Origin of the sequence: Thermaurantimonas sp., assembly GCF_046299575.1 — a bacterium.
Lineage (GTDB): Bacteria > Bacteroidota > Bacteroidia > Flavobacteriales > Schleiferiaceae > Thermaurantimonas.
Genome location: NZ_JBKBHX010000001.1, coordinates 13,086 through 39,404, shown reverse-complemented (window position 1 = coordinate 39,404; position 26,319 = coordinate 13,086). Strand labels below are relative to the sequence as shown.

The following is a 26,319-nucleotide window of genomic DNA, read 5'->3' as shown; positions in this document are numbered from 1 at the left end:
AATAAGACATAATCAATGTCAATGTGATGAAAATGAAATCAGTTTCCTCGAATGAGGAATAGGGGAGAATGTTTAAAGACGAAGGCACATATTAGCCTTTTATTTTGATAAGACCATTTAATTTAAAAAGAATAGAAAAATATCAGAGCCTGCGAGTTATAGTGGGAAGTATGGTGCGCTTCCACTCGGTGAAGGTGCCCGCGAGGATATGTGAACGGGCCTCACGAACAAGCCAGAGGTAGAAGGCAAGGTTGTGTACTGAGGCGATCTGGCGGCCGAGGTATTCGTCGGCTACAAAGAGGTGGCGCAGATAGGCCTTTGTGTAGAGGGTATCGACGCGGCTGATGCCTGCCGGATCAATGGGTGAGAAGTCATCTGCCCACTTGCGGTTCTTTATGTTAATAATCCCTTCGGTGGTGAAGAGCATGCCGTTGCGGCCATTGCGGGTGGGCATGACGCAGTCAAACATATCGATGCCGAGTGCTATGGCATTGAGGATGTTTTCCGGTGTGCCTACACCCATTAGATACCTGGGCTTATCGCGGGGAAGAATGTCGGTGACCAGGTCAGTCATTTCATACATGAGCTCGGCAGGTTCGCCCACAGAGAGTCCTCCAATGGCGTTGCCGGGCATGTCTTTAGAGGCGATGTATTCTGATGATTCTCGGCGCAGACGGGCTACCGTGCTGCCCTGGACGATGGGAAATAGGTATTGGCTGTAGCCGTAGAGCGGTTCGGTCGATTGGATGCGGGCGATACAACGGTCAAGCCAGCGGTGCGTCAGATGCATGCTCTCCTCAGCGTAGCGCTCATCACAGGGCCAGGGTGGGCACTCGTCGAAGGCCATGATGATGTCGGCCCCGATGGCTCTCTGAATATCCATGACACTTTCGGGGGTAAACATGTGGTAGCTGCCATCGATGTGCGACTTGAATCGAGCCCCTTCTTCGGTGAGCTTGCGGCTGTCGGCCAGTGAAAATACCTGATATCCGCCACTGTCGGTGAGTATCGGACGATCCCAGCCGATGAAGCGATGGAGTCCGCCGGCTTTGCGCAGGATTTCGGTGCCCGGGCGCAGATAGAGGTGATAGGTATTGCCGAGGATGATTTGTGCGCGAATGTCGTCAGTGAGCTCGTATTGGTGGGTGGCCTTTACGGTGCCGGCTGTGCCGACGGGCATGAAGATAGGTGTTTCAATCTGGCCGTGGGCAGTAGTGATGACACCGGCCCGAGCCTTGGAATGCGGGTCGGTGGCCTGAAGTCTGAAGATGTTCATCAGCCGTGGATGAGTTCTTTTTTACCAAAGTCGCGTATCACTTCGGCTTCGAAGTCCAGAAGTGCTTGCCACATGGCATCTACGCGTTCGCGGCCACCATATTTACGGGCGAAGGTGAGAAATGTCGTGTAATGGCCAGCTTCAGATGCCATGAGAGCGCGGTAGAAGCGAGAGAGGTCTTCGTCCTGAATGTTTTCGCTCAGCACCTTAAAGCGCTCGCAACTGCGCGCTTCGATCAAAGCTGCAATGAGCAGACGTTGAAGTAGGCGCTCCAGTCGGTCGCCAGTTTTAGGGAAGAATTGATTGATGCGGGCTACGTATTCGTCTTTGCGTTCGCGGCCGAGTTTTAGGCCGCGCTCGAGGATTCGTTTGTGTACCTGCTCGAAGTGAGCCATCTCTTCACGGGCCAGGGCAGCCATCTCGGCTACCAGATCGGGGTACTCAGGAAAGCTCACAATCAGCGAAATAGCCGTCGAAGCAGCCTTCTGCTCGCAATAGGCGTGGTCGGTGAGGATTTCTTCGATGTTTCGTGATGCAATATCTACCCATCGCGGGTCAGTAGGCAGGCGGAGTCCAAGCATGAATGTCCTTCGATTTTTGTGGCAAAGGTAAAAGACCCGTGACTTTTAACGCGATGACTTTGGGGTGTTGTGAGTTTTAAGCTGTCCTAGAACGGATTGAGCATGTGAAATATACCGGTCTATGGCTTCGATGAGGGCCTTGTCGCGAAAATGTGTAGCGGCAGGATTGGCCATGTGACTTCTCAGATAGGTGATGATGGCCGGCGGAAAAATATCGGTGTGCAAAAGAGGCTTCATCAGCTCTCTGAAGGTAGATTTCCACTCAGGGCCATGTGGTTTGATAGCCTTTCCATACCTGCTACGGGCTACCAGGTGGGCATATTCGTGTATAAGGGTGATGAGGAAGTTGTATTTGTCGAGATTTCCGTTGATGTAAATGGCGTGACGGCCGCGCTTTTCGTCAAAAAAATAGAGGCCTGCACGCGATCGCTTAGGTTTGGTGATTTTTAGAAAAATTGTGTGCTGGTTGAGCAAGCCTTCTACGTAGTGGTAAGCCTTATCCGGCAGGTACTTTGCCAGTGGCACCCACAGCGAAGGAGAGCCAACAGGGGGTTTAGCGCTCATTTTGATAAGAGGTTCGTACACTGGGGCAATCGCAAGGCTTGAGGAGTCGACAGGAGGATGCGGCAAAAACTGTTAGAAATAACAGTAATTTCCACTGAATAAAATAATTTTTATTTTTCATGCTCATTGTTTATTAATTGTTTAATTCTAATTCGATCAGGTTTACCTGTGGCAGTAACGGGAAGTTCAGGCACTGTTACATGAATCCTGGGAAGCAGGTGTTTTGGAAGGTGTTTTTCTGAAGCAATTTTTTCAAGGGTGCGTTTTAAATTATCGGTATTTAGTTCAACTGGACTTTCTATCACTATTGTCACTGCCTCGCCCAGCCGCTCATCAGGCATAGATGTAATGATAAATCGTTTGTCAGGAAAAGCCTCTGAGAGCTGAGCTTCCAAAAATTCCGGATGTACTTTTACACCTCCGGTATTAATCACAAAGTCAGCACGTCCGAGCCAAATAAATGAAGAGGGGTCTACCATTTTGACCACATCGCCGGTAGTGATAAAATCAGCAGTAATGCCGGGATAGAGAACCCAAAGTCGCGATAGCTCATCTACTCGAATTTTAACACCCGGCAGAACAGTGTAAAAATCCTGATAATCAGGAGCTAAACGGCGTAAAGCGAAATTGGAGAGCGTTTCAGTAGCCGCAAAAGATTGATAGACTGAATATTTGGCTGTATTTCGGATGGTGGCGAGCAGTGCGTTGGTTATAGGTGATCCGCCCAGCAGCAATGTGTGAATCGAACCAAGTACGTGTAAACTCTCACTTACCTGTGCCGGAGTAAGTGCAGCAAAATCTACTTCAGGAAATTCTTTTAATCTCAGAGTTGGTTTTATCCAAAGCAGTTTCCATTTCAAGTGCATTGCCCTGAGCAGCATCATGCGGCCGGCTATGAAGCGAAGTGGAAGTGCCAGCAGAGCCGTGATGCCCAAATCTAATCCAAGAGCTTTGGCTGTACCTTCAATGCTCGTACACACTGCACTTCGGCTAAAGGTGTAGGTTTTTGGTGTGCCGGTACTGCCTGACGTTGTGACTTTTAAGGCAACAGGGTTTTGATCGTAATAAAACCCATATGTTTCTCGGAAGATATTGGCCTCTTCTTGACCGAGAATGCCTTGTAGTTTTGAAAATAGATCTTTGAATTCAGGGGGGGTAGAAAAGTCGATGAGCAGCATGTATGCATTTAAAGATTGCGGTGCGAACCATCACAACGAGGGGCTTTGCCCGAATGTTTGCATCCACACCATGCGACGCGGCTTTTCTCGGTAAGTTCTACCATCACGGGTCGAAATTCCGATCCCTTGTGGCTGCCGTCGCAGAAGGGTTGTTTTTGACTCTTGCCGCATGCACACCACCAGTATTTGCCGGGTTGCATATCCAGTACATAGGGCGATTTTTGAGCGATTTCTGGATTTGACATTTTATAAATTTTTAGAGCTAAAGTATTAAAAACTTGATTGAACAGCATCAGAGAAATTTTAATAGTCTTAATGGTTTTCTTTCTAAATAAACGTTGAATTTTTTATTCCATTAGATTGGTTGAAACTTCATTAAAGCAAAGTCACAGACCTATACCTTCGGGAGGCTTTACTTTTGTGTTATGTAAAGCAAATAAAAACGAAGAAATGTTAAAAGCATGGCACTTTAAATTGATGGGAGCTGTAGCCGGTCTGATAGGTGGATTGGTGTATTATGATCAAGTGGGCTGCCTTGGAAGTTGCGCCATTTGGTCTAATCCATATATATCAGCTGGCTACGGTTCGTTGTTGGGATATTTAGGTATATCTATGTTTGTGGATTCAAAAAAAGAACAATCAGAAAATGACTCATCTCACTCCTAAAGAGTTTCACGACAAACTCGACTTACCAGACCACATCCTGCTCGATGTACGCACTCCTGCTGAATATCAGCAAGGGCATATCAAAGGCGCCATTTTGGCAGATATTAATAATCCAACTGAATTTATGTCAGCAGTTGAAAAGCTCGATAAAGACAAGCATTATTTGATTTATTGTCGCTCAGGAGCGCGTTCGACCAATGCTTGCGCATATTTGGAAAATAAAGGTTTTAAAAATGTATATAATTTGAGAGGTGGAATTCTCGAATGGGAATTTGACATCGAAAAATGAGTACATTTAATGACCTGATACGAAGCAAGGAATTAGTATTAGTTGACTTTTCGGCTGAGTGGTGTGGGCCGTGTAAAATGCAAGCACCAATTTTGAAGGAGCTGGCATCTCAAGTGCCTGCTGATAAAGTCAAAATCATCAAAATAGATGTGGATCGCAACCAGGAGTTGGCTGCCCGAATGAACATAAGTGGAGTGCCCACCTTGGTACTTTATAAAAATGGTCAGCAAGTTTGGCGGCAATCCGGAATGATGCCCTTGCACGGCTTAAAACAGTTGATTAATTCGTATCTAAACTGATTTCTCCCGTTGGATAGCTAGGGTAAGAGAGGATTGATAGCCCTAAAATTTTTAAAAAATAATTAAATAAAAGTGAGGATTTAAAGCGATTCTATTCTGCTTAAAGTTGACTACATTTGCAGCCCCTTTTTGGGGCTATTTTATTTTTAAAAAATCTGATTGCGGGTGATACCTAACGCCAAAATATTTTCAAGTAGAGGTTCGTATGCTCTGGCTAAGAGAATAGCTGATGCGTATGGTCAACCCCTTGGAAAAGTGATTTTTACAGAATTCAGCGACGGCGAATATCAACCGTCGTTTGAAGAAACTGTCCGTGGCAACCGGGTATTCCTGATCAGTTCTACTCATCAGCCTAACGACAATTTGATCGAGCTGCTGCTTATGATTGACGCAGCCAAGAGGGCTTCAGCTAAGCATATAACAGCTGTAATTCCTTATTTCGGTTGGGCCAGACAAGATCGAAAAGACAAGCCCAGAGTGCCAATCGGTGCTAAGCTGATGGCTGATCTCATTACGGCAGCAGGTGCGACCCGCATTATGACGATGGATCTGCATGCCGATCAAATTCAAGGGTTTTTCGAAATACCGGTCGATCACTTGTATGCTTCTTCGCTATTTCTGCCTCATATACAAAGTTTAAACCTCGAAAATCTCACCATAGCATCGCCCGATATGGGTGGCTCGAAGCGAGCCAACGCATATGCCAAGGCTTTGGGTGCTGAAGTTGTCATTTGCTACAAACAGCGCAAGAAAGCCAACGAAATTGAAAAAATGACCGTAATCGGCGATGTGCGCGACCGAAACGTAATATTGGTGGACGATATGGTCGATACTGCAGGTACCCTGACCAAAGCCGCAGATATGCTAATGGAAGAAGGGGCTCGAAGCGTAATGGCATACTGCACACACCCCTTGCTCAGCGGAAATGCTTATGAAAAAATCGAAAATTCTGCTTTATCAAAGCTTGTAGTGACCGATACTATTCCTTTGAAACGGCCATCTGACAAAATTGAGGTTATTTCAATTGCCGAAATGTTTGCCTCTGTCATGAAAAAAGTACATTATCATCAGTCAATAAGCGATTCATTCATTATTTAAATCAACGAATACAATGAAGTCTATACAAATCAGCGCCAAAAAAAGAACTGAACTCGGTGGATCGTCAGCAGCGCGTCTTCGCAGAGAAGAAAATGTACCCTGCGTACTCTATGGCGGTGAAGAACCCATTCATTTCTACGCTCATAAGAATGCCTTCAGGCATCTGGTTTATACCCCTGAAGTAAAGGTGGCTGAAATTGACATCGAGGGCCAGACATACCGCGCCATCATGCAGGATGTACAGTTTGATCCCGTTACTGATGCTCTCTTGCACATTGACTTTATTCAGCTTGTTCCGGGTAAACCTGTAACTGTTGAAATGCCTGTGAACCTTACCGGTAACGCTCGTGGTGTACGTGCCGGTGGTAAGTTGAAGCTTGTATTGCGCAAGGTGAAGGTAAGAGCTCTGCCTGAAAATCTGCCAGATTCAATTACTTATGACATCACTGACCTGCGCGTAGGCCAGAGTGTGCGTGTAGCTGATTTAGCGACCAATGGCTATGAAATTCTAAACGCTCCTTCAGCCGTGCTTTGCTCTATTAAGACTACTCGCAATGTGGTGAAGGATGTAGATGAGGAAACTGAAACTGCTGAGGCCACAGCTTAATTAGCTGAAGCGCACTGCGAGTGAAAAAGTACCTAATCGCCGGGCTTGGAAACATAGGTTCGGAGTACGAATTCACAAGACATAATATAGGGTTTATGACGCTCGACCGATTGGCGCATCGGTCGGGCGTTCCTTTTACGCTCCAGCGCCATGCCTACGTTGGCCAATACACCTTGAAAGGAAATCACATCACGCTGATTAAACCTACAACTTTCATGAACCTTAGCGGCAAGGCTGTGCACTACTGGCTCGATGCAGAAAAAATTCCAATTGAAAATCTCTTAGTATTAACAGATGATATCGCATTGCCATTCGGCACTTTACGCTTGCGCATCAAAGGTTCGCCTGCCGGACACAATGGCCTTAAAAACATAGATGAGTGGCTCAATACTCAGCAATATGCTCGGCTTAGAATAGGCATAGGCAATGATTTTCCCAAAGGAAAACAAGTAGAATACGTACTTGGTCGGTTCAATGACGATCAAACCTTGAAATTACCTGCTTTGCTCGATCGTGCTGCCGATTGTGTTGAATCCTTTGTGCTGGCAGGCGCACATGCTACTATGAATAAATTCAATTCAGTCGGCTGAAACCTTCTCGATTTTTGGGCTTTCCGTTCTGTTTAACCGAGCCCACCAAAACCATAAAAACAAAATCACACCGTAAATAATTCCCGTAAAAAAGTATTTGTGGAAAAAGTGCATGTGACGGGCATAGTTTACCGCTATGATAGCAAGCAAGATGAGTCGAATTTGATTCAATACATAAATGATCAAAAATCCCAACGGTATAAACCATAGCATCTTGCGCCAGCTCCCTTGAAAAGCTACAATAAATACTAGAAAAAGAACTGCAAGAATAAATCCGTTGCACCCTTCGAAAACCGATATGGCGTATTGATCTTTCCAAAAAATATCAATGCTCGGATATCCCTCTGTTGGAAATTTCTTAACATCAAAGCCCAGAAATTTCATAATTCCATAGGTGTGGTTGGCAGTCCACTCCGTCAGAGGATCAGCTAATGGGTGGTACTTTTTAATAAAAAATCCATATAAAACACTAGAAACTGCGTAAAAAACACCAAATCGCAGAAGGAAAAAAATGGTCGGTCTGAATTCTTTGATCTTCATAGTGAATTAATCCAGTTTTTTATCATTTTTAGACCGTCAGTAGTCATTATGCTCTCCGGGTGAAATTGTAGTCCGGTCAAATGTAAACGTTCGGAATAGATGGCCATAGGTATGTTTTCTGAATTTTCTGCTACTATCTCTATAGTTGACGGGACACTGTCTACTGCCCAGGAATGGTATAATCCGACTTCTGTAGGCATTTCGATACCTTTAAAAATTGGAATGTTTTTAAAGAAAATTTTGTGAGCTACTCCGTGATAGGGCATAGAAAGTCTTCGCAATCGACCTCCAAAAGCCTCAGCTATGGCTTGATGACCTAAACAAATACCCAGAATTGGCCTTTTGCCTGCCCATTTTAAAATCACCTCCATAAGTGCTCCTGCTTCTGAGGGAATGCCCGGCCCGGGTGAAAGAACAATGCCTCCGTAATGCCTGACTTTACCCACGTCTACCTGATCGTTGTATACCACTTCTACATCGACATTACACATCTTCAAATAATTCCAAAGATTGTAAGTAAATGAATCGTAATTGTCGAGCAGTAGTAGTTTCACAGTTTTAAGTTTAATTGAGTCAAACAAAAGTACACTACTCTGTAGACCCTTAGCTTTGCGCATGTGAGCCAGCTGCTATTACTTTCACTTAATGTACTGAATTTCAAAAATTGGGAAGAAGTATCATTGAACTTTTCTCCTTCGATCAATTGTTTTCTGGGAGCCAATGGAGTAGGGAAGACCAACTTGCTCGATGCTATTCATTATTTGTGTACCACTAAATCTTTTTTAACCAATACCGATGCTCATGCTATCAGGCATGGAGCTGAATTTTTTATGGTGAAAGGGCTTTTTGAAAGATCAGGGCAGGAAGAAGAAATTTTGCTTTCACTTCGCAAAAACGACAAAAAGCTCCTCAGGCGCAATGACGTAGAATATCAAAAGTTATCAGATCACATCGGGCTGCTTCCGGTAGTGGTGATTTCGCCGATGGATACCAATCTGATTTACGAGGGCAGTGAAGAGCGCCGAAAAGTGACGGATCTGATTTTATCATTAGCAGATACGCTTTATCTGCATCATCTAATGCGCTACAACCGATTGCTTCAACAGCGTAACACCTACCTAAAAGAAACAGTACCACAGCGGAAGTGTAGCTCCGAGATGCTCGAGTTATACAACGAACAAATGGAGCCACTGGCTGAATACATCTACACTGTGCGCAGACAGTTTTGGGAGAAAACCGCTAAATGGCTCTCAAAGTTTTATTCTGAAATAGCCGGTTTTACTGAAGATATTTCTGTAGCCTATCAGAGCGACTTGGCGCAGGGCAGTCTTGCTACTGTGCTTCGCGAGGCTATCGCACGTGATATGGAAGTACTCTACACCTCTCGTGGCATTCACAAAGATGATATCGATATGCGCATCAACGGATATAAGTTGAAAAGATTTGGAAGCCAAGGACAGCAAAAGTCTTATCTGATCGCCCTTAAGCTTGCTATGTATGCTGTGCTTCAGGAAAAGACTGGAATGCCACCCATTCTGCTTTTCGACGATATTTTTGACAAGCTCGACCGAAATCGAACTGCTAACGTGATACGTCTGGTACGCGATATGAACTTCGGACAAATTTTCCTTTCAGATACCGATCCGGAGCGGAGTGTACAGATAGCCAGCCAGTTTCATGGCAATGCCCGTTTCTTTCACATTCACTCTGACCAAAAAATTCACGTCAAATGAAACGCAAAAACGAACACAGCCTGGCCGAAGTACTTCAACTACTGAAAAAGAAATACGGTTGGAGTGAAAAGATGATGGAAGTGGCTGCAAAAGATGCATGGTACCGCATCTTAGGGCCAGTAGCACAAAATCATACCCTAAACATCACCTATGAGCGACAAACGCTTACCATACACCTCAATTCTTCGGTACTTCGCGAAGAACTCTGGATGCACAAAGAAAAATTGCTCAAAGCCATCAACGAGGAAATTGGACAAGATGAAACAGTAGTGAAAAACATCTTATTATTATAAAATTTCTATGAAAATTTTAATCCTCAACGGGCCGAATCTCAACTTACTCGGCAAAAGGGAAACATCCATCTACGGAAGTCAAAGCTGGGAAGACTTTGTAAAGCAATTGCGATTGAAATACGCTCAGAAGTCGATCGAACTATACGATTGGCAAAGCAATATTGAGGGAGAAATCATTTTAAAACTCCAGGAGGCTGATCTGTGGGCAGATGGAATCATACTTAATGCTGGTGGATACACACACACCTCTGTAGCCATAGGCGATGCCGTAAAAGCAATGGCTAAGCCCGTGGTAGAGGTGCATATTTCAAACATCGCTGCACGGGAATCCTTCAGACACACGTCATACATTTCTCCAAATTGTGTAGGGGTGATTTTTGGATTCGGTTTAATGTCGTACGTTTTAGCTATTGAATATTTTATTTTGAAAAGTAAAGAATAAAACTACAAAATTATAAGGTTGTAAAGTATTCGATATTTTTGTTATTTAGCCCTTTACATTCATTTTCTTTTATCCTCATTTAACTTAAATTTAATGTATTAAATGTAGGTACATATTATTGTGTTCAAAAAATAAACTACTTTTGTTCTGCATAATTAAAACCAACAAAGCGTATGAAAATCCACAATCTCGCGTCACTAGCTCTAATTGCCACTTTACTTTGGTCTTGTGGTGGTAGCAACACAGAAGCTGTAGAAACTACTGAAGCACAAGAAGTTCCAGCTTACCTATCAGCCACACAGGCTTATGTAGATGTAGCGGGTAGCACTGTGAACTGGAAGGGCTTTAAAACCTATTCTGGAGATTTTCACATTGGTACAATCAACATTCAGGAAGGTGTATTTCAGTTGCAAGACGGCAAGCTGGTGGGTGGTCGTTTCGTAATCGACATGAACTCCATTGTATGCAAGGATCTGGAAGACTCTGTGTACAACGCTAAACTCGTAAATCACCTGAAGAGCAACGACTTCTTTGCCGTTGATTCCTTCCCCACCGCTGTATTTGAAATCACTAATGTGGCTGAAGAAGCCAATGCCGAGAAGGGAACAACTCACCTCATCAGTGGAAACCTTACCATTCGCGGCATTACAAAAAACATTACCTTCCCCGCTACTGTCACTGTTAATGAAAACGGTGTAAGCCTCAGTGCACCAGAGTTTGGTGTAAACCGTACCCAATTCAACGTAATGTTCCGTTCATCAGGCATCAAGGGAGTACTTAAAGATCAGTTGATCGACGACAACTTTTTGCTTACCCTGGATGTAAAAGGAAATATTTAATCTATCTTTTTTAAGTATAAAAAGCCGCTCCTTCAGTAGAGCGGCTTTTTTTTTCATTCAGATGTAGTAGTATGGATGAATCTTCGAATTGCCAACTTCGCAATCATAAATTTAATTTATGAAAAATTCAAGCTTTTTCGGTTTAATACTGCTGTTTTCAAGTGTACTCTCGCTGCAAAAAGCATTTGCTACTAATCAGCCTGATAAAGTACGAATCACTATGTCCCGAAATTATTATTCGCAGAATAGAGATAGAGGAGCAATTTTTTCGATAAGTTCCGGTAATCAAATTACGTTAATAAATCCGGCTGAGCCAAATTACAGATTGTATTTTTCAGTGAGTAGAAGTAAGTACATAACAGAAGATGGTATCGAAGGAATTGAATTTGAGGTTGAACCAAATTCATACAACATTATAGGTTTTTACCTTTTTGAGTTGCCAAACCTTACAACTACCAGAAATGGTGTAAAAGTTTCAATAGACGGATACAATCTGCTGATTATAGTTGACAAAAACGGAATAGCCGAGTACTTCTACGCGTCATTTTAGTTTACGCTTTTGCTGCCGTTGGTTTAATTGTTCTACCCATTTTTGAAGATGATTTAATTCATCTAGATCCATTTTTAAGACAAGTCTTAAGTAATAAACCTTTTACTCCCATTCGATTATTGCACTTTTCGTTAAATTATTACTTTCAACCACATTCTGCTTTGTTTCAACCAAAATTCATCTGATAACAAACAAATCTCATAAAAATTTCCGCTTGCAGTGTTGAAATTTGATAAGAAAAAGAAAAAAAGGTGATTTTTGAGAAAAAATCTTAAAATGGTACAAATTCCAAATAATGGAAATTTTGCGAAATTCAAAATACTGAAAATCAATACTATAGAAAACTGGCACGTATTTTCATGTAAAAAAGTAAATTCAAAGAAATAATGAAAACAAGATTCATCTCTGCCATATTTGTACTTGCTGCATTCGCTGCGTGTAAAAAGAACGTGGATGAGCCAGCGCCAAATCCGGCGAGCAATTTTAATTTTGAAACAACCATTCCAGGAAGTATTTCACTTATTGCAACGCCTGAATACAAAGGGGCAATCGTAAAACTCTTTACTGCTGATCCCGATTCCGGCGGTTCACTGCTTCAAACCATCAGACTTGACAACGATGGCAAATACATCTCTTCCATCATTCTGCCTTCTTCTCTTAATACAGTCTTTTTAAAATCCTACTTTATTGGTTTACCAAGTGACATTGAAATTCCCATTATCAATAAAAGCATCACCTACAACTTTTTTGCGGTAAATAAATCAACACCCTCCTTTACATATAAAAACACTCCTGCTCCCATTGTGCACAATGGCATCGTATACAAATTTATGGGAGGATTTAATCTTCAAGGTTTGCCTAACTATCTAGAGCCTAACAGGGATCAGCTTAGTTCAGCTTTCTTACAAGCCGTAAACAATGCCCTGCCCGAGCAAAGACCTGTTCCACAATTTAATCCGCACTACATTCAGTCTGGAAATCAAACCGACGTGCAAATTACCGAATTAGCTGATGTGTATGTTACTGTAGTGCATGAGGGTGCCGGTTACAGAAATGTTTTGGGTTATTATGTGTACAATACATCCAATCCGCCGACATCTTTGTCTCAAATTGACACAATACATATAATCTTCCCCAATTATTCGCTTAACGGTAGTGGAGGAGAATTACTGCCTGGCATGAAGGTTAAATTGGGAAGATTCCCAGCCGGAAAATCTATTGGATGGGTCTTAATTCAAAACGCATTCTCTCAAGGCAACTCATCAAGACCGTCGACCATTACACCATCAAACACCAACTTCTTCTCAAAGCCTGCCTTTAATCCTGAGCCAAATCCATCTCTTAAACCACATATGGTTATGTTAAACTTTTCTCAATTCCAGAGATTTGTAATTGGTTTCGAGGATTTGCGAAGAGATGGTGCTACGTGTGACAATGATTTTAACGATGCTATTTTTTACGTCTCATCCAATCCTGTGACAGCCATCAGCCAGGCCAATGTTCCTGTGCCAGGCCCTGCACCCGCTGATTCCGATGCGGATGGAATACCCGACATTCTTGACGAATACCCAAATGATGCTACTAAAGCTTTTAATCAATATCAACCCTTCAAAGACAGCTATTCTTCAGTCGCTTTCGAAGACCTATGGCCGTACATGGGCGACTACGACTTCAATGATTTGATCGTAAAACTGAACCTCAAAAATGTTTTAAACGCTCAGAACCAGCTTGTAGAGTCAGATTACAAATTTGTGGTAGACCATACAGGAGCCTCTTATCGCAATGGCTTTGGTTTTCAGCTACCTTATGCCGAATCAGCGGTTCAGAGCGTATCCGGAATAAGGCTTACTGAAAACATCATTACAACAAATGCCAAGGGTTTGGAAACCAGTCAAAATGCACCTACAGTGATCGTTTTTGACAATGCCTTTAAGCAATTAAGAGACACAATATTTATCAATATTAAATACAATAGCCCGCAGAGTCTGCAGCCAATGAACCAACAAGGACTGAATTACTTCGCCTTCGTTGACGGAAATCGCGGCAGAGAGATTCATTTGCTTGGCAAGCAACCAACTGCCTTAGCCAATACAGCATTGCTCGGCACAGGAGATGACGTAACAAATTCAGATCGATCTGTAACTTACAGAAATAAAGAAGGATATCCATGGGCTATTTTAATTAGTCACGATTATAAAGCTCCAAAAGAGAAGGTAAAGATTTGGGATGCCTATCTGTACTTTAATACGTGGGTGAATACTCTTGGTGTGCAGCGTACTGACTGGTACGAAAACAAACCAGGGTATCGCAATTTGAACAACATTCAATAAATCAAAAAGCAGAGATGAACAAGAAAAGCCGGACAAATCGTCCGGCTTTTTTATTCGACGGGTTTCAAAAATATAGTCATTCTAAGAAGCCTAAATTGGAATTGTATATTTTACGCTTACAGGTTTTCCTTTTTGAGTGGCAGGTTTATTCCGAGGATCTAGTTCATTAATGCTGGCAATACTTGCAATACCAGCCTTGTCTAACAGCGGATAAACCGGTTTTGCTACATCAATATCTCTTATTGTACCATCTTCAGCAATCACAAATGAAACAGAAATTTAACCTTGAATTTTTTCTTTTTTAGCCTCATCGGGTTACTTATAGTTTTTTGCAAAGTGTTTTTGAATGCTTTGAAAAAAGCAACTATGCCCGAGATTCCTCATCGTTTATTGCTTAACGATTAGAAAGGATTGATTTGCTTTCTAACCTTGGCTAAGCTGAGGGTTTCCATTGAATTCGTTTTTTTTTTTTTTTTGTTTTGGGCAAAGGAATTCACAGAGGCCATCATAAAGATTAAGGCTACCTAGATAACTTTCAGTGTATTCATAAGATTTTTGTTTAAAATTGTACTAATCACAAATAGTAAAATTCCTAAAAGAAATCGATTTTGATGTTGAATGCTCTTTTAAAACAGATACATTATCCTCGATAACTTCTTTTAGGCCATTACCTTTGGGCACAAATTCAGAAGCAAATGAACTTACACGAATATCAAGGCAAAGAAATTTTAAGCTCTTTTGGCGTAGGGGTTCAGAAGGGTATTGTGGCTACTACACCCGAAGAGGCGGTAGAAGCAGCAAAAAAACTCACCGAACAGACCGGCACCAAGTGGTGGGTAGTAAAAGCTCAAATACATGCCGGTGGCCGCGGAAAGGGTGGTGGAGTGAAGCTTGCAAAATCACTCGATGAAGTCAGAGAAAAAGCTTCACAAATTATTGGGATGAACCTTGTAACCCCTCAAACTCCAAAAGAGGGAAAAAAGGTACATCAGGTGCTTATTGCTGAAGACGTATACTATCCTGGTCCGAATCCTACCAAAGAAATTTACATGAGCGTGCTGCTTAACCGTCAAGTAGGCAAATACATGATTCTCTACTCGCCACAGGGAGGCATGGATATCGAAGAGGTAGCTGAGAAGCACCCCGATCAGATTTTTACAGAAATCATTGACCCGGCTACTGGTCTCTTAGATTTCCAAGCGCGCCGTATAGCCTTTAATCTTGGAATGGAAGGGCAGGCCTACAAAGAGATGGTGAAGTTTGTACACGCGCTTTACAAGGCATTTATCAGCATTGACGCTAGTTTGTTTGAGATAAATCCTGTACTGAAAACTTCAGACGACCGCATAATTGCCGTAGATGCCAAAGTAGTACTCGACGACAATGGACTCTTTCGCCATCCGGAGTACGCTGCCATGCGCGACATTCGCGAAGAAGACCCCACAGAAGTAGAAGCGCGCGAAGCTAACCTGAACTTTGTAAAGCTCGATGGCAATGTGGGCTGTATGGTAAATGGCGCCGGACTTGCTATGGCTACAATGGATATCATTAAGCTCTCAGGCGGAAATCCGGCCAACTTCCTTGACGTAGGCGGCACAGCAGATGCAACCAGAGTTGAAAAAGCCTTTCGCATAATTCTGAAAGATCCAAATGTAAAAGCAATTTTAATCAATATTTTCGGCGGCATAGTACGCTGCGACCGCGTAGCTCAGGGTATTGTGGATGCCTATCGAAATGTAGGTGAAATACCGGTACCCATTATAGTGCGCCTGCAAGGCACTAACGCCGAAGAAGCAAAACAGATACTCGATGCCAGCGGCTTGAAAGTACACTCAGTCATTGCTCTTCAGGAAGCTGCAGATAAAGTAAAAGAGCTGGTGGGATAATATCCAGATTTAGATTCGCCAAAAATCTGCCGTCTCAAGTAATGAGACGGCTTTTTTGTTTAAAAAAACTCTTTCGCGAGACAAAACATACTTCGGCACCCGGACATCTGTTCACATACGATATATAACGTATTGTAAATAAGTTTTTCTTATAAAAATTTTGAAATCAGTAAACTCAGTTCGGGCTAAAGCAATGAAACCCAACTATCATAAAAGTACAATTTCGGAAGTTTTCATTTTTTCTTTTTTTAAAAGTTGGATACTTCTGTCCGATCAAGAAGTTGAATTATGCAACTATAAATGTCCATGTCCGGATTCTGATCGTTTTATTATAACTGTTAAGAGAATCTACAAATATTACAATACATGATCATTGCCTATTCAAATTACTCACAAAAATTGGCGGGCTGGGAACTCAGGTCTTATAAGAAGCAAGTGCCTGAGAAACCTGTTATGGGTGCTGGTAAAAAACTCTGGTTCTTTAATAGCTATCATACTGAAAAAACCCGATGTTCAGATTTCTTAATTAAATAATCCACTAAAAATTAATATTAAACCTAAGAGTCATGAAAACCAGTGTATCTGAACAATTGAATGCTAATTCGTTATTACTGGCACTTATAATCGTGCTTTATTTAGGTGATAACGCTGTATATTCTCAATGGACAGCGGTAAACAATGGGCTGAACATTCAATCAGCAGGTGCATTTCTTCTTGGGTCTTCCGGAAGCCACATCTTCACAAGAGCTGGTGGATACTTTAGAAGCAATACAAACGGAGACTCCTGGAGTGCAATTCCAAACACGGGAGGCTTTGCCACCAGTACAGGAGTAAGTAGTATATTTCACAATGGAAAGTTTTTTGTCGGTTTTAACGGGCCTTCCCGAATACATTACACTACTGATAACGGAGCTACATGGACAGAAGTCGCTACGGGTCCTGATTATACGAATGTCCGCGGGTTTCTGATTATGGGTAATGATTTGTTTGCCTATACAAACAGCAAGGGTGTATTTAAATCTTCTGATGGAGGGTTGACCTGGACAGCAGCCAACAGTGGATTGACCAATTCGAATATTGCATCGATGGCTACAATAAACAACAAGCTGATTGCACTTACTGAAGGATCAGGAATTTTTGTATCAACCAATGCAGGTAATTCCTGGCAGCCTTCCAATACCGGACTTCCATCAAATCTGCAAGGTTCGATCGTCTGGGTTCTGAATGGTGAATTGTATTGCTATGCGATTGTCGGAAATCAATATTTCAAAAGCACCAATGAAGGTTCGTCATGGACTACGACTTCCATCCCAGCATTTTTACAAAGTTCACTCGCAAGTGGTATTGTTAAGACGCTGCAAAGAGTAGTAAGGGTTGGCACCAGGATTTATTACGTGGCCCGTACCCAGCAAAGCCTGAACATCAATGACAGTATTTTTGTGACTTCTAATGAAGGTGCCACCTGGACAAACATTACAGCAAACCTTCCTGCAAATAAATTTGTAACCGGGCTATTGGAGCACAATGGCTACATATTCGTCTCATTTAATGATCCTGGTACAGGCATATATCGAAGACCAATCTCCGGACTGGTAAATCTGAACGAAAATGAAGAATTTTCTGTAAAGGCATATCCCAATCCGTTTTACTCAGAACTGAGGCTCATATCAGACGTGCCTGCATCACAAGTCACTATTTATGATCTTTCCGGCAGAAAAGTTTCTGAATTCTGGAATCCAGGCGATCATTTGGACCTCAACCATCTACTTGGTGGAGTATATACAATGGAAGTACTGACAAAAGACGGTAGAGTATTTTGTAAGAAAATTATTAAGATCAACTAAAATTTTTCTTTTGGATACACTGCATTTTATATCGGAACTGGAGTGTTCTTGTTAGCATTGATGAGGGTGTGTAAAAATTGCGTTTTTTGATTTCACACTGAATAAGGATGTAAAAAGAAGTCAGAAAATTCTCGGAATCCAAATTCGACTTTGAAAATCCATTTAATCTTTTGTAAAAAAAGTTGAATATGTTAATAAGGCTCCAAGGCATGGCTGCAACCAGATTCAAATCAATCTGGTGATTGTAATGAGTCTTTGTGGACGTTTTATTATTCATTGTTAAGAATCTGCATAATGCCCTTAAGTGGAATTACAACCCACTCAGGCCGGGAGTTAAGCTCATAGCCGAGTTCGTAGATGGCTTTTTCGAAAATGTGGTAGCGCAATAGAAAATCAACCTCAGGTCGATAGCCTATGTCGAGGTTGTTTTCAAAAGCCTGCCAGGTGTAGAAGTGCAGAAAAACAGACGCTATAGCTCGATAAAGGCGACCTGCCACTTCGAAGAGAAACTCTTGTGGAAGACCAATTTCAGGGTGATTAAATATGGTGGCAAAGAGACTGTAGTGAAAAGAGCGAAACATGCCGGCTACATCTTTAATTGGTGGCTGTTTCACTTTGCGGTCGCGAATGGTGCTTTCAGGCTCACCTTCGAAGTCGAGTATGAAAAAATCCACTCCACTCACGAGTACCTGACCGAGGTGGTAGTCGCCATGTATGCGGATACGCATGCTGTTGAGGGTGTGATAGTCAAAATTCAGGATGCGATTGCGAATGTGTTCGGCATTGCGCATTACTTCAACAGCCCACACCTTACCTTGTTCGGGTAGTCGATCGATGTTCATTTCCAGTAGGTTAAGTCTATTGTCGAGCTGGTAGAGCAATCTGTTGAGCAACCACACCTGGTAGTCTTGATTAAATTGAGAGGGAGAGAAGTTTCGGTTGGTCTTTTCGCGAAAAAGGGCGATGTGCAGCTCTACAGTTCGTCGAGCAAGCAAAGCAATGTCGCCAAAAAAGCCAGGAGGAGTAATTTGGTGAAAAATCTGAGGAATGTCTTCAGGCTTTTCGCTTTTGTAGAGCGGTACTTTTGGCAGGTCGTCGAGGCCGATGCTCATTTCTTTTACGGTGAGAAAGGTTTGCAGGTTTTTCTGAAGGAAATAGTTCCAGGCATCGCCTTGATTTTCGACCTTTTGCTGCATTAGTCCGAGTGAAACGTCGAAGTAACCTTCGCGTTTCCAGGTGATTGAACCTGCATAGATGGGTGAGTTTGTAAAGGACGATTCTTCACTAAGATATCGGGTGATTTCTAAGTCGGGATTTGTATCGCGAAAGAGTTTTCTGTAAATTTTGAGATAATACATGTCGTTGTACACGATGGTTGTATTGCTCTGCTCGGCGTTAAGCAATCGTGATTCAATTGCTTCTGGTGCTTGCAATTTTTTTCCTTTTTCAAAGCGCAAATGACCATTTCCGATAGGAGGGTCTTTTTCTTTTAAGATGTGCAAAAACAACGCTTCCCGGAAGTCAGCATCGTAAAGGGCATCGATGATGTAGCCTTTGGTTTCGGGTAGTTCGAGGCCACAAAGCACAGATTTTTGGGGTAGGTCATCATCGATATCGGCCCGAAAGACTATGGGCAAAAAATATGTATCGGTATGTGCTGTATAATGTACCACATCGATCATCATAAGGTATGAGAAACGGCTGTCTGAAAAGTTCCAGCGCAAATCACCTCGCGGTACTAGGCGCTTCACTGCTGCATTTTTACTTCCAAACCATCGACACTCTGAGAGATAATTGCCAAGTACGTGTTGAGTAAATTCGGAAGTAAATCGGTCACACAGCCATATTTCAGCCCATGGTTTTAGGCTTTGAATCCATTTCATCTGTCACTGGGGATTTTTTGCAATGTTAATAAAGTTTTAAAGCCAAAATAATGCTTTTGTCAATAAATCGAGCAAATTCTTTGTGGAAGTCCATCGTTTCTAAAATATTTTCAAGGAAAACTTGTAGTTTAAAACAAAAAATATTATACTCCTAAATATAAAAGTGGCATGTATGAACTGAAATAGGTGAAATAAGGTATTTTTGAGAAAATATTTTCTAACTATGAAGAAACAAATTCTGACTGCGGCTTTTACACTTTTGGGTGTGTTTTATGCTCTTTCCCAAAACAAAGAACAACTTTCCATCGGCGATGTAGCTCCTCTCATCGACGTAAAAATGAAAAACGTAGATGGTAAATACCACGACCTCAAGAGTTTACAAGGTAAAAAGGGACTTATCGTCGTATTTAGCTGCAACACCTGCCCATTTGTGCTCGGCTGGCAAGATCAGTACAATCCGCTATATGAACGTGCTCGGGAGGCCGGCCTTGGTTTTGTATTGATCAACAGCAACGAGGCCTTTCGGAAAAAAGAAGATTCGTTTGAAGCCATGAAGGAACATGCTCGGAAAAACAATTACAAAATGCCCTATTTGGTAGATGAAAACCATCGTTTGGCCGATGCCTTTGGTGCTCAGACCACCCCTCACGTATTTGTCTTCGACAAGGATTGGAAGCTCGTCTTTAAGGGGTCAATAAACGATAAATATGAAAACAGCCGTTCTGGTTCTGAACCTACCAGGTTTTACTTAATGGATGTGATTGAGGCAATTGCAAGTGGATCAGCCATTAAAGTAGCGGAGTCAAGAGCCATTGGCTGCTCGATAAAACGTGTTAAAAGTTAAGTTGTTCCAACTATCACTTTATTAATCACCCTTTAAAACCATCTTTTATTATACCCATGTGCTACAAAGTTTAGCTTCTGGAAGCAAACTTTGTAGCACTTTCTTTATAAGGAACTGTCTTATGGCAATTTTGCTAAGAATGATACTTCTGGGGGTCAGTTTTGTGCTGATAAGCGGTTGCCAGGTAACTGAGCGGGTATTAAGACAAAACAAAGAACTCAGCACCATTGAAATGATCGACACGGTGGGCAATCTCTACCCGAGCCCTGTGATAGTGCGATCTGATGGATATGTTGAAATTAATGGAACGATCGAAAAGCCTTACCGCTATAGAAACAATGAGTATGTTCAAAAAGTAACACGAGTAAAGGGAAACAATCGCTACAAACTGGGTGCTATGATGCTGGGAGCAGCAGGTATCACAGCCGGCCTGACTATGATAAGCCAAGAGGCTGCACAGAACAATCCATTTCCCTACTATTTGCTTGCTGGTTCGGCTCTTACCTTTGGCGCTGGTCTTGGCGGACTTTATATAGACACGACTTATTACTATCGTTTGTCGAGCGAATTCTACTATTCGGCTGATAGCACTCCGGCTCGTAATGCAGTATTTACTCTTCAGCTCAACAACGGTCCAAAAATTCAAGCTCGATTTGACTCGTCAGGGGTATTTCGGAGCAATGTGTTTGCCTTGTTTAACACATATCCCTCATACAATTTGTTGCCTTTCGATACTTTGAGATTTTATTACGGTTCCTCAGTAGCAGAACTGCCCTTGCGTTTTTACACCAAGCGCGTGCTCTACACTACCCAAGATGCAGCAGTGTATGCCCAACCGAATGCGTCTGACCTTCCCATCCATGTGGTCGAACCAGGCATTTTTTTCATTGAAGGTGAGCTTCAGAACGAAAATTTTTCGGAAGTATTAATCTCCGGTAGTAGCTACTTTATTGAAAAAAAGCACCTTACACCTGTTTATACCAATGAATATCACTATTCAGTCAACCTTCCGGATATCAATTCATTCGTTGCCACGCATTTGAAAAACAGTGCATCTAAGTTTTTACAGCGACAGGAGGTAGAAACGGAAGAACAGTACAAAACCCGTTTACAACGGTTTGATGCCCAGCGAAACAATTGGCTGCGACAGGCTGTAGATGCTTATGCTCAGTGGATGCGCGATCGACTGCTGTTTGCCAAAATTAAATTGATCGAATACGACGCTGAAAATCAGTTGTTCTTAATTGAATTGGAAAGCTTTGGCCAGTTTCCCGTACGCGTAAGTCGATCGATGGTTGCCAGCTTTAAGGAGGAGGCAAACTCTACTACTTTAAGTTCAATTAAACTCGTATATCGCAGAGATGCTTTAGAGGTAGAGGAGATTTCAATTTTTAACACTGCTCTTCAGACTCAATTTACCTACGAAGAGCGAATGAAGCGGATCCACAGAGGTTCAAAACTCTGGGAGAAAACAATTTTAAACATACCACAACTCCGGCGCGAAGTAGTTGCTGAATTCTTTGCCAAATCGATGTACGATTTTTACACCAAGGAAGACGAATTTCAATTGCCAATCGGTAGGGCACCTTATTCTGATGTAAAAGCAGTATTCATTGAAAACTCACAGTACAAACACCTGCCTGCTACAGGTATGGTACTCAGCAATGTGTCGGTAATGCGCCAACTGGCTACACAGAGCTTAGGCATTACTCCCGAAAACATGCTAACTGAGCAAAATGCCACAAAAGCAGATATTCAGCGAATCTTCGGCAAGCCACAGAAGTGGATCGGACAGCTCGCCAAAACAACTTCAGCCTCAGGCGGATTTTTACTCATTTACATTAATGGTTTAGCACATATTGATACTACCGAAAATCGACTATACTTTATGCCTGTGGATGGGCATCCATCTTATGTGCCCCTCACTGGTGTGGCGGTTGATGAGATCATTCAATCTGCCCGATCGCTGGGGTATAAAAAGATCATTATTTTGTTGGACGTTTCATTCTTAAACAGCGACAATATTTCAATCCCGAATCTGGTAAAGTCTTCAGACGATGAAGTTGCCATTCTGATTTCTACTATTCCAGGGCAGACGGCGCTTGTACATCCGCGTACACTACTGAGCCTTTTTTTACATCGCTTTGTTAAGGAACTTTCGGCCATAGAGAGTTCTGAGATTACCATAGGCCAGATATACGATAGACTCTGCTGTGGTGAGAGGAGTGTGAATGAGGTGGCACAAGAGTTTTACAGAGCTTCGCAAAAACCTCTTTTACAGGGTAAAAAGGACTTACTTATTTTCAAAAACATAAATGAATCTCGAAAATAGATTACCTATAGGCATTGCCTTTAGTGGGGGTGGTGCCAGAGGAATAGCTCATGCAGGCGTGTTGGAATATTTGGAAGAAATTGGCATCAGACCGGCGGCTGTATCAGGCACCAGTGCCGGAGCGATTGCTGGTGCCCTCTATGCCGAGGGATTATCGCCCACAGAAATTCTCGAGCGCGTAAAGGTCAACTCAGTTTTTAAAGTCTTTAATTTCAAAAATTTAAAGTTTGGACTATCGGACTTGAGTTATTTGCGTCAAATTCTTAACGAGAGCATCCCGCACGACGATTTTCGCCAACTGAAAATTCCCTTTTATGCCTGTGTAACAAATTTGAGTACCGGCCGTTGGGAGATATTTTCAACCGGCAGTGTGGCCGATGCTGTGGTGGCTTCATCGTCAATACCCGTAGTATTTCATCCGGTGGTGATCAATGGACATACCTATGTGGATGGCGGTTTGCTTAACAATCTGCCCATCGAGCCACTTAAGGAACTGGACTTAAAGATTATTGGAATCAATATCAATGTGCATGGCCATCAAGCACAATTCGAAAGCATGTTTTCCATCACCAAGCGCATCTTCGACCTTGCACTTTGGTCAAATACAGAATCGAGATTTCTGCAATGCGATTTAGGCATCGACATTCAAGAGACGTACAACTTCGGCATTTTTGATTTTGATAAACATCAAGAACTCTTCGATGCAGGATACACAGCGGCTCGCAATCATCACGATCAGCTTATGAAGCTGCTCGATAGTATTTCATAAAAAAAGTTCTTCAGCGCCTGATTTCTTGAGATTAGCTCGAGAAAACGCCAAAGACTTTTAAAAATACAAGAATCAGGGCAATTTGAAAGAACCATATAGCCACACCGTAAAAAATGGCATTGCGGCCGCTGGTAGCCATTGACTGACGCGTGAGTTGAAGACCTACGGCCACCATTACTGCTGCAAAAATCCACTCATTTACGATTTTAATGGTTTTTAAAATCTCTGCAGGTATAATTCCTAAGTTAGACAACAGCAGTGCACCGAGGAAAATGTAGATGTAAAAAGGAATTTGGAGCTTTCCCTTGCCTGTTTTGTCCTTTTTCATCAGCTGAAAAGTGAGCAACAGAGCAGGTGAGAGCAGAGCTACTCGTGTAATCTTGGTGATAGAAGCCCACATTTCTGCATCGGGACCCATAATTTTACCGGTGGCGAGCGCCAGTGCCATAGCTTGTACACCCGCACCAGCCAGAAAGCCACTTTGAGCCTCATTGAGGTTAAATAGATTCGCCAAGAAAGGCAGTACCAAAATAGCAGCGATACTTAGGATATTAATGACTCCTATGGCTATACCTGCCTCTTTCACCCGATTGGGGCAGAAAGAGCCCAAGGCCGCAACAGCTGAGTTGCCACATATAGCTGTGCCTATTCCGAGAAATCCGCCGATGGGTTCGCGACGTGAGATGAGCCATGCAAATAGAACTACAAGCGATACCATTATAAGCAGAAAAATCCAAATAGAAATGGGTGCACCTGTGATGGAGCGGATTTTTACTTCAAATCCGATAAGAGCCACAACGATCGGAAAGAGGATTTTTTCGACGGTTTTTAAACTTTTTGTATCGGTAACAAACTGAATTTTAGTGGAAAAAATCAATGCAGGTATCAGTCCTACAAAAAAGCCGGTAGCAATCATACCAAGGCGAGTAAAATCGACAATCAACCAAGCGACAAAAGCTCCAAAAGCACTGAGTAAAAAGGCATTGAGAAGTTCCTTCTTCATCGTTGAAATTTAAAAAGTGAATCGAGGGGCAAAAGTAGCCAATGGATAAAGCTGACCCGGTGATTGGAATTACGGAAATTATCGACTTCCGGCCAGTAGATAGAGCACGGCCATGCGAATGGCTACTCCATTCTCTACTTGCTGGAGGATGATGGATTGAGCGCTATCGGCTACCTCGCTGGTGAGCTCTACCCCGCGGTTTATGGGTCCGGGGTGCATGATGGTGATTGGTTTATTCAATCTATCGAGCAGTTGGCTGTTCAAGCCATATTGCATGACATATTCGCGAATGGAGGGAAAGTACTTCACGTCCATGCGCTCGTGCTGTACGCGAAGGAAGTTTGCCACGTCGCACCATTGGAGCGTTTGCATGAGATCATAACTCACCGTGACGCCCAGTGACTCGATGTATCGCGGCATCAATGTGGCTGGCCCACAGAGCTGTACTTCCGCACCGAGCATGCGCAGGCAGAAGATGTTACTAAGTGCTACACGGGAGTGGAGAATATCGCCAATAATGGCTACTCGAAGACCTTTGAGGTCTTTTCCGAATTTCTGGCGAATGGAGTAAGCGTCGAGCAGGGCCTGAGTGGGATGCTCGTGGGCACCATCGCCGGCATTGATGATGGTGGCTTTTACTTGTGAAGCTAAGAAGTGGGCAGCCCCTGGGTTAGGATGGCGCATTACCACCATATCGACCTTCATTGCCAAGATGTTGTTTACCGTATCGACGAGCGTTTCACCCTTAGCCACCGAAGATCCTGATGCTGAGAAGTTAATCACGTCGGCACTCAGGCGCTTTTCTGCCAATTCAAAGGAAAGCTTGGTGCGGGTGCTGTTCTCAAAAAAAATATTGGCTATGGTTTTGTCGCGAAGTGATGGAACTTTTTTGATCGGGCGATTGATGACTTCGTAAAACTCATCAGCTGTTTCGAAAATCAGCTGCAGATCAGAAGGCTGTAAATATTTGATGCCCAAGAGATGAGGTTGGCTTAAGGCGCTCATGATGAATGTCTTACGATTATTACTTGATCACTGCCCGTTTCTTCTTTCCACTCTACGAGTACCCGTTCTGAGGCTATAGCATCGACCGACCGACCGATGTAGTCGGCCTGAATGGGCAGCTGACGACTGAAACGGCGGTCGATGAGGACAAGTAATTCAATTTCTCTGGGACGGCCGAACGATTGAATGGCATCGAGGGCTGCTCGAACACTTCGGCCGGTGTAGAGTACATCGTCAATAAACACGACTCGCTGGCCTTCCACTAAAAAGTCGATTTTCGTTTGATTGGCCTTCAAGGGCTTTTGATGCATGCGAAAGTCATCTCTAAAAAAAGTGATGTCAAGACTACCGAGCTGGCAATTTTGTACACCATTGGCCTCGAGTAGCTGATGGATACGCCTGGCAAGGGCAGTACCGCGCGGTTGAAGACCGATCAGCACACTTTCAGAAAAGTCGTTGTGATTTTCGATGAGCTGACGGCACAGCCTCTGCAAGGTGATTTGCATCAGCGTGTGGTCCATCAAGATTTTGCGTTCCATCAGTGCAAAGGTATTGACGTGATACTTTTTTAGAGCTCAGTGGGGTAGAGACCAAAAAGTTCTCTCAACTTATCCACTTCGGGATATTTGGCAGTGAGGTATTGAAAGTTTCGTATATGCTGAGGAATTTTCTTCTCTTCATCACTATCGTCTTTTATCTCCACAATCTCGAAGACGAGTTCTAAAGCGAAATTTTGCAGAGATTTTTTAATCTCGGGCAGAAAAGGTTCCAGCGTCTCCCGGATCATTTTTTCTACTGTGAGCGATGGGGCCTGAAGATAGACTTTGGATTGCACGACGCGGATGGGTTTCCACTGCATCATAAGACTCGCCTGAACC

The 26,319-nt window shown here is 42.9% G+C and carries 30 protein-coding genes; 17 read left to right on the top strand and 13 right to left on the bottom strand.

The window, feature by feature from the left end; all coding sequences use genetic code 11:
- Positions 1-142 precede the first annotated feature (142 nt).
- The 5 genes from tgt to ACK4EX_RS00170 form a co-directional block, all read right to left on the bottom strand.
- Positions 143-1,276 carry a tRNA guanosine(34) transglycosylase Tgt gene (tgt, locus tag ACK4EX_RS00190; protein WP_409768465.1) on the bottom strand — a complete coding sequence of 378 codons (1,134 nt, stop codon included), beginning with the start codon at positions 1,274-1,276 and terminating at the stop codon, positions 143-145.
- Positions 1,276-1,857, bottom strand: a complete 582-nt coding sequence (locus ACK4EX_RS00185; protein ID WP_409768462.1) for a tRNA-(ms[2]io[6]A)-hydroxylase — start codon at positions 1,855-1,857, stop codon at positions 1,276-1,278. The genes tgt and ACK4EX_RS00185 overlap by 1 nt, the downstream gene beginning before the upstream one ends.
- Positions 1,858-1,902: 45 nt before the next feature.
- Entirely contained in the window at positions 1,903-2,421 is a 519-nt protein-coding gene (locus tag ACK4EX_RS00180) for a SprT-like domain-containing protein (RefSeq protein WP_409768460.1), read from the bottom strand.
- 110 nt (positions 2,422-2,531) lie between these two features.
- Complete coding sequence (locus tag ACK4EX_RS00175; RefSeq protein WP_409768457.1) at positions 2,532-3,599, bottom strand: AMP-binding protein; 1,068 nt, start codon at positions 3,597-3,599, stop codon at positions 2,532-2,534.
- 8 nt (positions 3,600-3,607) lie between these two features.
- Complete coding sequence (locus tag ACK4EX_RS00170; RefSeq protein ID WP_409768454.1) at positions 3,608-3,892, bottom strand: CDGSH iron-sulfur domain-containing protein; 285 nt, start codon at positions 3,890-3,892, stop codon at positions 3,608-3,610.
- 157 nt (positions 3,893-4,049) lie between these two features.
- Between ACK4EX_RS00170 and ACK4EX_RS00165 the strand changes: the two genes are divergently transcribed.
- The 6 genes from ACK4EX_RS00165 to pth all read left to right on the top strand — a co-directional run bounded on the left by ACK4EX_RS00165 (position 4,050) and on the right by pth (position 7,148).
- Positions 4,050-4,265, top strand: coding sequence for a hypothetical protein (locus ACK4EX_RS00165; protein ID WP_409768451.1), 216 nt, complete (start codon positions 4,050-4,052; stop codon positions 4,263-4,265).
- Positions 4,246-4,554 carry a rhodanese-like domain-containing protein gene (locus tag ACK4EX_RS00160; RefSeq protein ID WP_409768448.1) on the top strand — a complete coding sequence of 103 codons (309 nt, stop codon included), beginning with the start codon at positions 4,246-4,248 and terminating at the stop codon, positions 4,552-4,554. Before ACK4EX_RS00165 ends, ACK4EX_RS00160 begins: the two co-directional genes overlap by 20 nt.
- On the top strand, positions 4,551-4,853 hold the full coding sequence (trxA, locus tag ACK4EX_RS00155; protein ID WP_409768445.1) for a thioredoxin: 303 nt from the start codon (positions 4,551-4,553) through the stop codon (positions 4,851-4,853). Before ACK4EX_RS00160 ends, trxA begins: the two co-directional genes overlap by 4 nt.
- A gap of 165 nt (positions 4,854-5,018) precedes the next feature.
- Positions 5,019-5,951, top strand: a complete 933-nt coding sequence (locus tag ACK4EX_RS00150; RefSeq protein ID WP_409768442.1) for a ribose-phosphate pyrophosphokinase — start codon at positions 5,019-5,021, stop codon at positions 5,949-5,951.
- 13 nt (positions 5,952-5,964) lie between these two features.
- A complete protein-coding gene (locus ACK4EX_RS00145; RefSeq protein WP_409768439.1) occupies positions 5,965-6,558 on the top strand; it encodes a 50S ribosomal protein L25/general stress protein Ctc in 594 nt (197 codons plus the stop codon).
- A 20-nt stretch (positions 6,559-6,578) separates the two neighbouring features.
- Positions 6,579-7,148, top strand: coding sequence for an aminoacyl-tRNA hydrolase (gene pth / locus ACK4EX_RS00140; protein WP_409768436.1), 570 nt, complete (start codon positions 6,579-6,581; stop codon positions 7,146-7,148).
- Here the strand turns inward: pth and xrtF are convergent.
- Both xrtF and ACK4EX_RS00130 read right to left on the bottom strand, forming a co-directional pair.
- Entirely contained in the window at positions 7,137-7,688 is a 552-nt protein-coding gene (gene xrtF / locus ACK4EX_RS00135; protein WP_409768433.1) for an exosortase family protein XrtF, read from the bottom strand. The genes pth and xrtF overlap by 12 nt on opposite strands.
- Positions 7,685-8,242 (bottom strand): anthranilate synthase component II, encoded by a 558-nt coding sequence (locus ACK4EX_RS00130; protein WP_409768430.1) that lies wholly within the window; start codon positions 8,240-8,242, stop codon positions 7,685-7,687. The genes xrtF and ACK4EX_RS00130 overlap by 4 nt, the downstream gene beginning before the upstream one ends.
- Before the next feature lie 63 nt (positions 8,243-8,305).
- Here ACK4EX_RS00130 and recF point away from each other — a divergent pair, with 63 nt between their 5' ends.
- The 6 genes from recF to ACK4EX_RS00100 all read left to right on the top strand — a co-directional run bounded on the left by recF (position 8,306) and on the right by ACK4EX_RS00100 (position 13,875).
- Entirely contained in the window at positions 8,306-9,421 is a 1,116-nt protein-coding gene (gene recF, locus ACK4EX_RS00125) for a DNA replication/repair protein RecF (protein ID WP_409768427.1), read from the top strand.
- Positions 9,418-9,714: a DciA family protein gene (locus ACK4EX_RS00120; protein WP_409768425.1), complete on the top strand. Its 297-nt coding sequence runs from the start codon at positions 9,418-9,420 to the stop codon at positions 9,712-9,714. Before recF ends, ACK4EX_RS00120 begins: the two co-directional genes overlap by 4 nt.
- A 7-nt stretch (positions 9,715-9,721) precedes the next feature.
- Positions 9,722-10,156, top strand: coding sequence for a type II 3-dehydroquinate dehydratase (aroQ, locus tag ACK4EX_RS00115; protein WP_409768423.1), 435 nt, complete (start codon positions 9,722-9,724; stop codon positions 10,154-10,156).
- A 173-nt stretch (positions 10,157-10,329) separates the two neighbouring features.
- Positions 10,330-10,995, top strand: coding sequence for a YceI family protein (locus ACK4EX_RS00110; RefSeq protein WP_409768421.1), 666 nt, complete (start codon positions 10,330-10,332; stop codon positions 10,993-10,995).
- 118 nt (positions 10,996-11,113) lie between these two features.
- Positions 11,114-11,545, top strand: coding sequence for a hypothetical protein (locus ACK4EX_RS00105; RefSeq protein ID WP_409768419.1), 432 nt, complete (start codon positions 11,114-11,116; stop codon positions 11,543-11,545).
- A 386-nt stretch (positions 11,546-11,931) separates the two neighbouring features.
- Positions 11,932-13,875, top strand: a complete 1,944-nt coding sequence (locus ACK4EX_RS00100; RefSeq protein ID WP_409768417.1) for an LruC domain-containing protein — start codon at positions 11,932-11,934, stop codon at positions 13,873-13,875.
- A gap of 90 nt (positions 13,876-13,965) precedes the next feature.
- Here ACK4EX_RS00100 and ACK4EX_RS00095 read toward each other — a convergent pair whose 3' ends face one another.
- The gene (locus ACK4EX_RS00095) at positions 13,966-14,139 is read right to left on the bottom strand and encodes a hypothetical protein (RefSeq protein ID WP_409768415.1); all 174 of its coding nucleotides are present in this window, start codon (positions 14,137-14,139) and stop codon (positions 13,966-13,968) included.
- A gap of 431 nt (positions 14,140-14,570) precedes the next feature.
- On the opposite strand from ACK4EX_RS00095, the gene sucC reads away from it, so the two are divergent.
- Complete coding sequence (gene sucC, locus ACK4EX_RS00090; protein WP_409768413.1) at positions 14,571-15,761, top strand: ADP-forming succinate--CoA ligase subunit beta; 1,191 nt, start codon at positions 14,571-14,573, stop codon at positions 15,759-15,761.
- Positions 15,762-16,327: 566 nt separating this feature from the next.
- Positions 16,328-17,605 carry a T9SS type A sorting domain-containing protein gene (locus ACK4EX_RS00085; RefSeq protein ID WP_409768411.1) on the top strand — a complete coding sequence of 426 codons (1,278 nt, stop codon included), beginning with the start codon at positions 16,328-16,330 and terminating at the stop codon, positions 17,603-17,605.
- Positions 17,606-17,874: 269 nt separating this feature from the next.
- Here the strand turns inward: ACK4EX_RS00085 and ACK4EX_RS00080 are convergent, their stop codons facing one another.
- Positions 17,875-19,488: a maltokinase N-terminal cap-like domain-containing protein gene (locus ACK4EX_RS00080; protein WP_409768409.1), complete on the bottom strand. Its 1,614-nt coding sequence runs from the start codon at positions 19,486-19,488 to the stop codon at positions 17,875-17,877.
- Between the two features lie 223 nt (positions 19,489-19,711).
- On the opposite strand from ACK4EX_RS00080, the gene ACK4EX_RS00075 reads away from it, so the two are divergent.
- The 3 genes from ACK4EX_RS00075 (at position 19,712) to ACK4EX_RS00065 (ending at position 23,433) form a co-directional block, all read left to right on the top strand.
- On the top strand, positions 19,712-20,332 hold the full coding sequence (locus ACK4EX_RS00075) for a thioredoxin family protein (protein WP_409768407.1): 621 nt from the start codon (positions 19,712-19,714) through the stop codon (positions 20,330-20,332).
- 139 nt (positions 20,333-20,471) lie between these two features.
- Positions 20,472-22,664 carry a hypothetical protein gene (locus ACK4EX_RS00070; RefSeq protein WP_409768405.1) on the top strand — a complete coding sequence of 731 codons (2,193 nt, stop codon included), beginning with the start codon at positions 20,472-20,474 and terminating at the stop codon, positions 22,662-22,664.
- A complete protein-coding gene (locus ACK4EX_RS00065; RefSeq protein ID WP_409768403.1) occupies positions 22,648-23,433 on the top strand; it encodes a patatin-like phospholipase family protein in 786 nt (261 codons plus the stop codon). Before ACK4EX_RS00070 ends, ACK4EX_RS00065 begins: the two co-directional genes overlap by 17 nt.
- A 31-nt stretch (positions 23,434-23,464) precedes the next feature.
- On the opposite strand, the gene ACK4EX_RS00060 is transcribed toward ACK4EX_RS00065, so the two are convergent.
- The 4 genes from ACK4EX_RS00060 to ACK4EX_RS00045 all read right to left on the bottom strand — a co-directional run bounded on the left by ACK4EX_RS00060 (position 23,465) and on the right by ACK4EX_RS00045 (position 26,303).
- On the bottom strand, positions 23,465-24,436 hold the full coding sequence (locus tag ACK4EX_RS00060) for a YeiH family protein (protein ID WP_409768401.1): 972 nt from the start codon (positions 24,434-24,436) through the stop codon (positions 23,465-23,467).
- 78 nt (positions 24,437-24,514) lie between these two features.
- Entirely contained in the window at positions 24,515-25,441 is a 927-nt protein-coding gene (locus ACK4EX_RS00055) for an aspartate carbamoyltransferase catalytic subunit (RefSeq protein ID WP_409768399.1), read from the bottom strand.
- Positions 25,438-25,980 carry a bifunctional pyr operon transcriptional regulator/uracil phosphoribosyltransferase PyrR gene (pyrR, locus tag ACK4EX_RS00050; RefSeq protein ID WP_409768398.1) on the bottom strand — a complete coding sequence of 181 codons (543 nt, stop codon included), beginning with the start codon at positions 25,978-25,980 and terminating at the stop codon, positions 25,438-25,440. The genes ACK4EX_RS00055 and pyrR overlap by 4 nt, the downstream gene beginning before the upstream one ends.
- 29 nt (positions 25,981-26,009) lie before the next feature.
- Complete coding sequence (locus ACK4EX_RS00045) at positions 26,010-26,303, bottom strand: hypothetical protein (RefSeq protein WP_409768396.1); 294 nt, start codon at positions 26,301-26,303, stop codon at positions 26,010-26,012.
- Between the last annotated feature and the right edge of the window lie 16 nt (positions 26,304-26,319).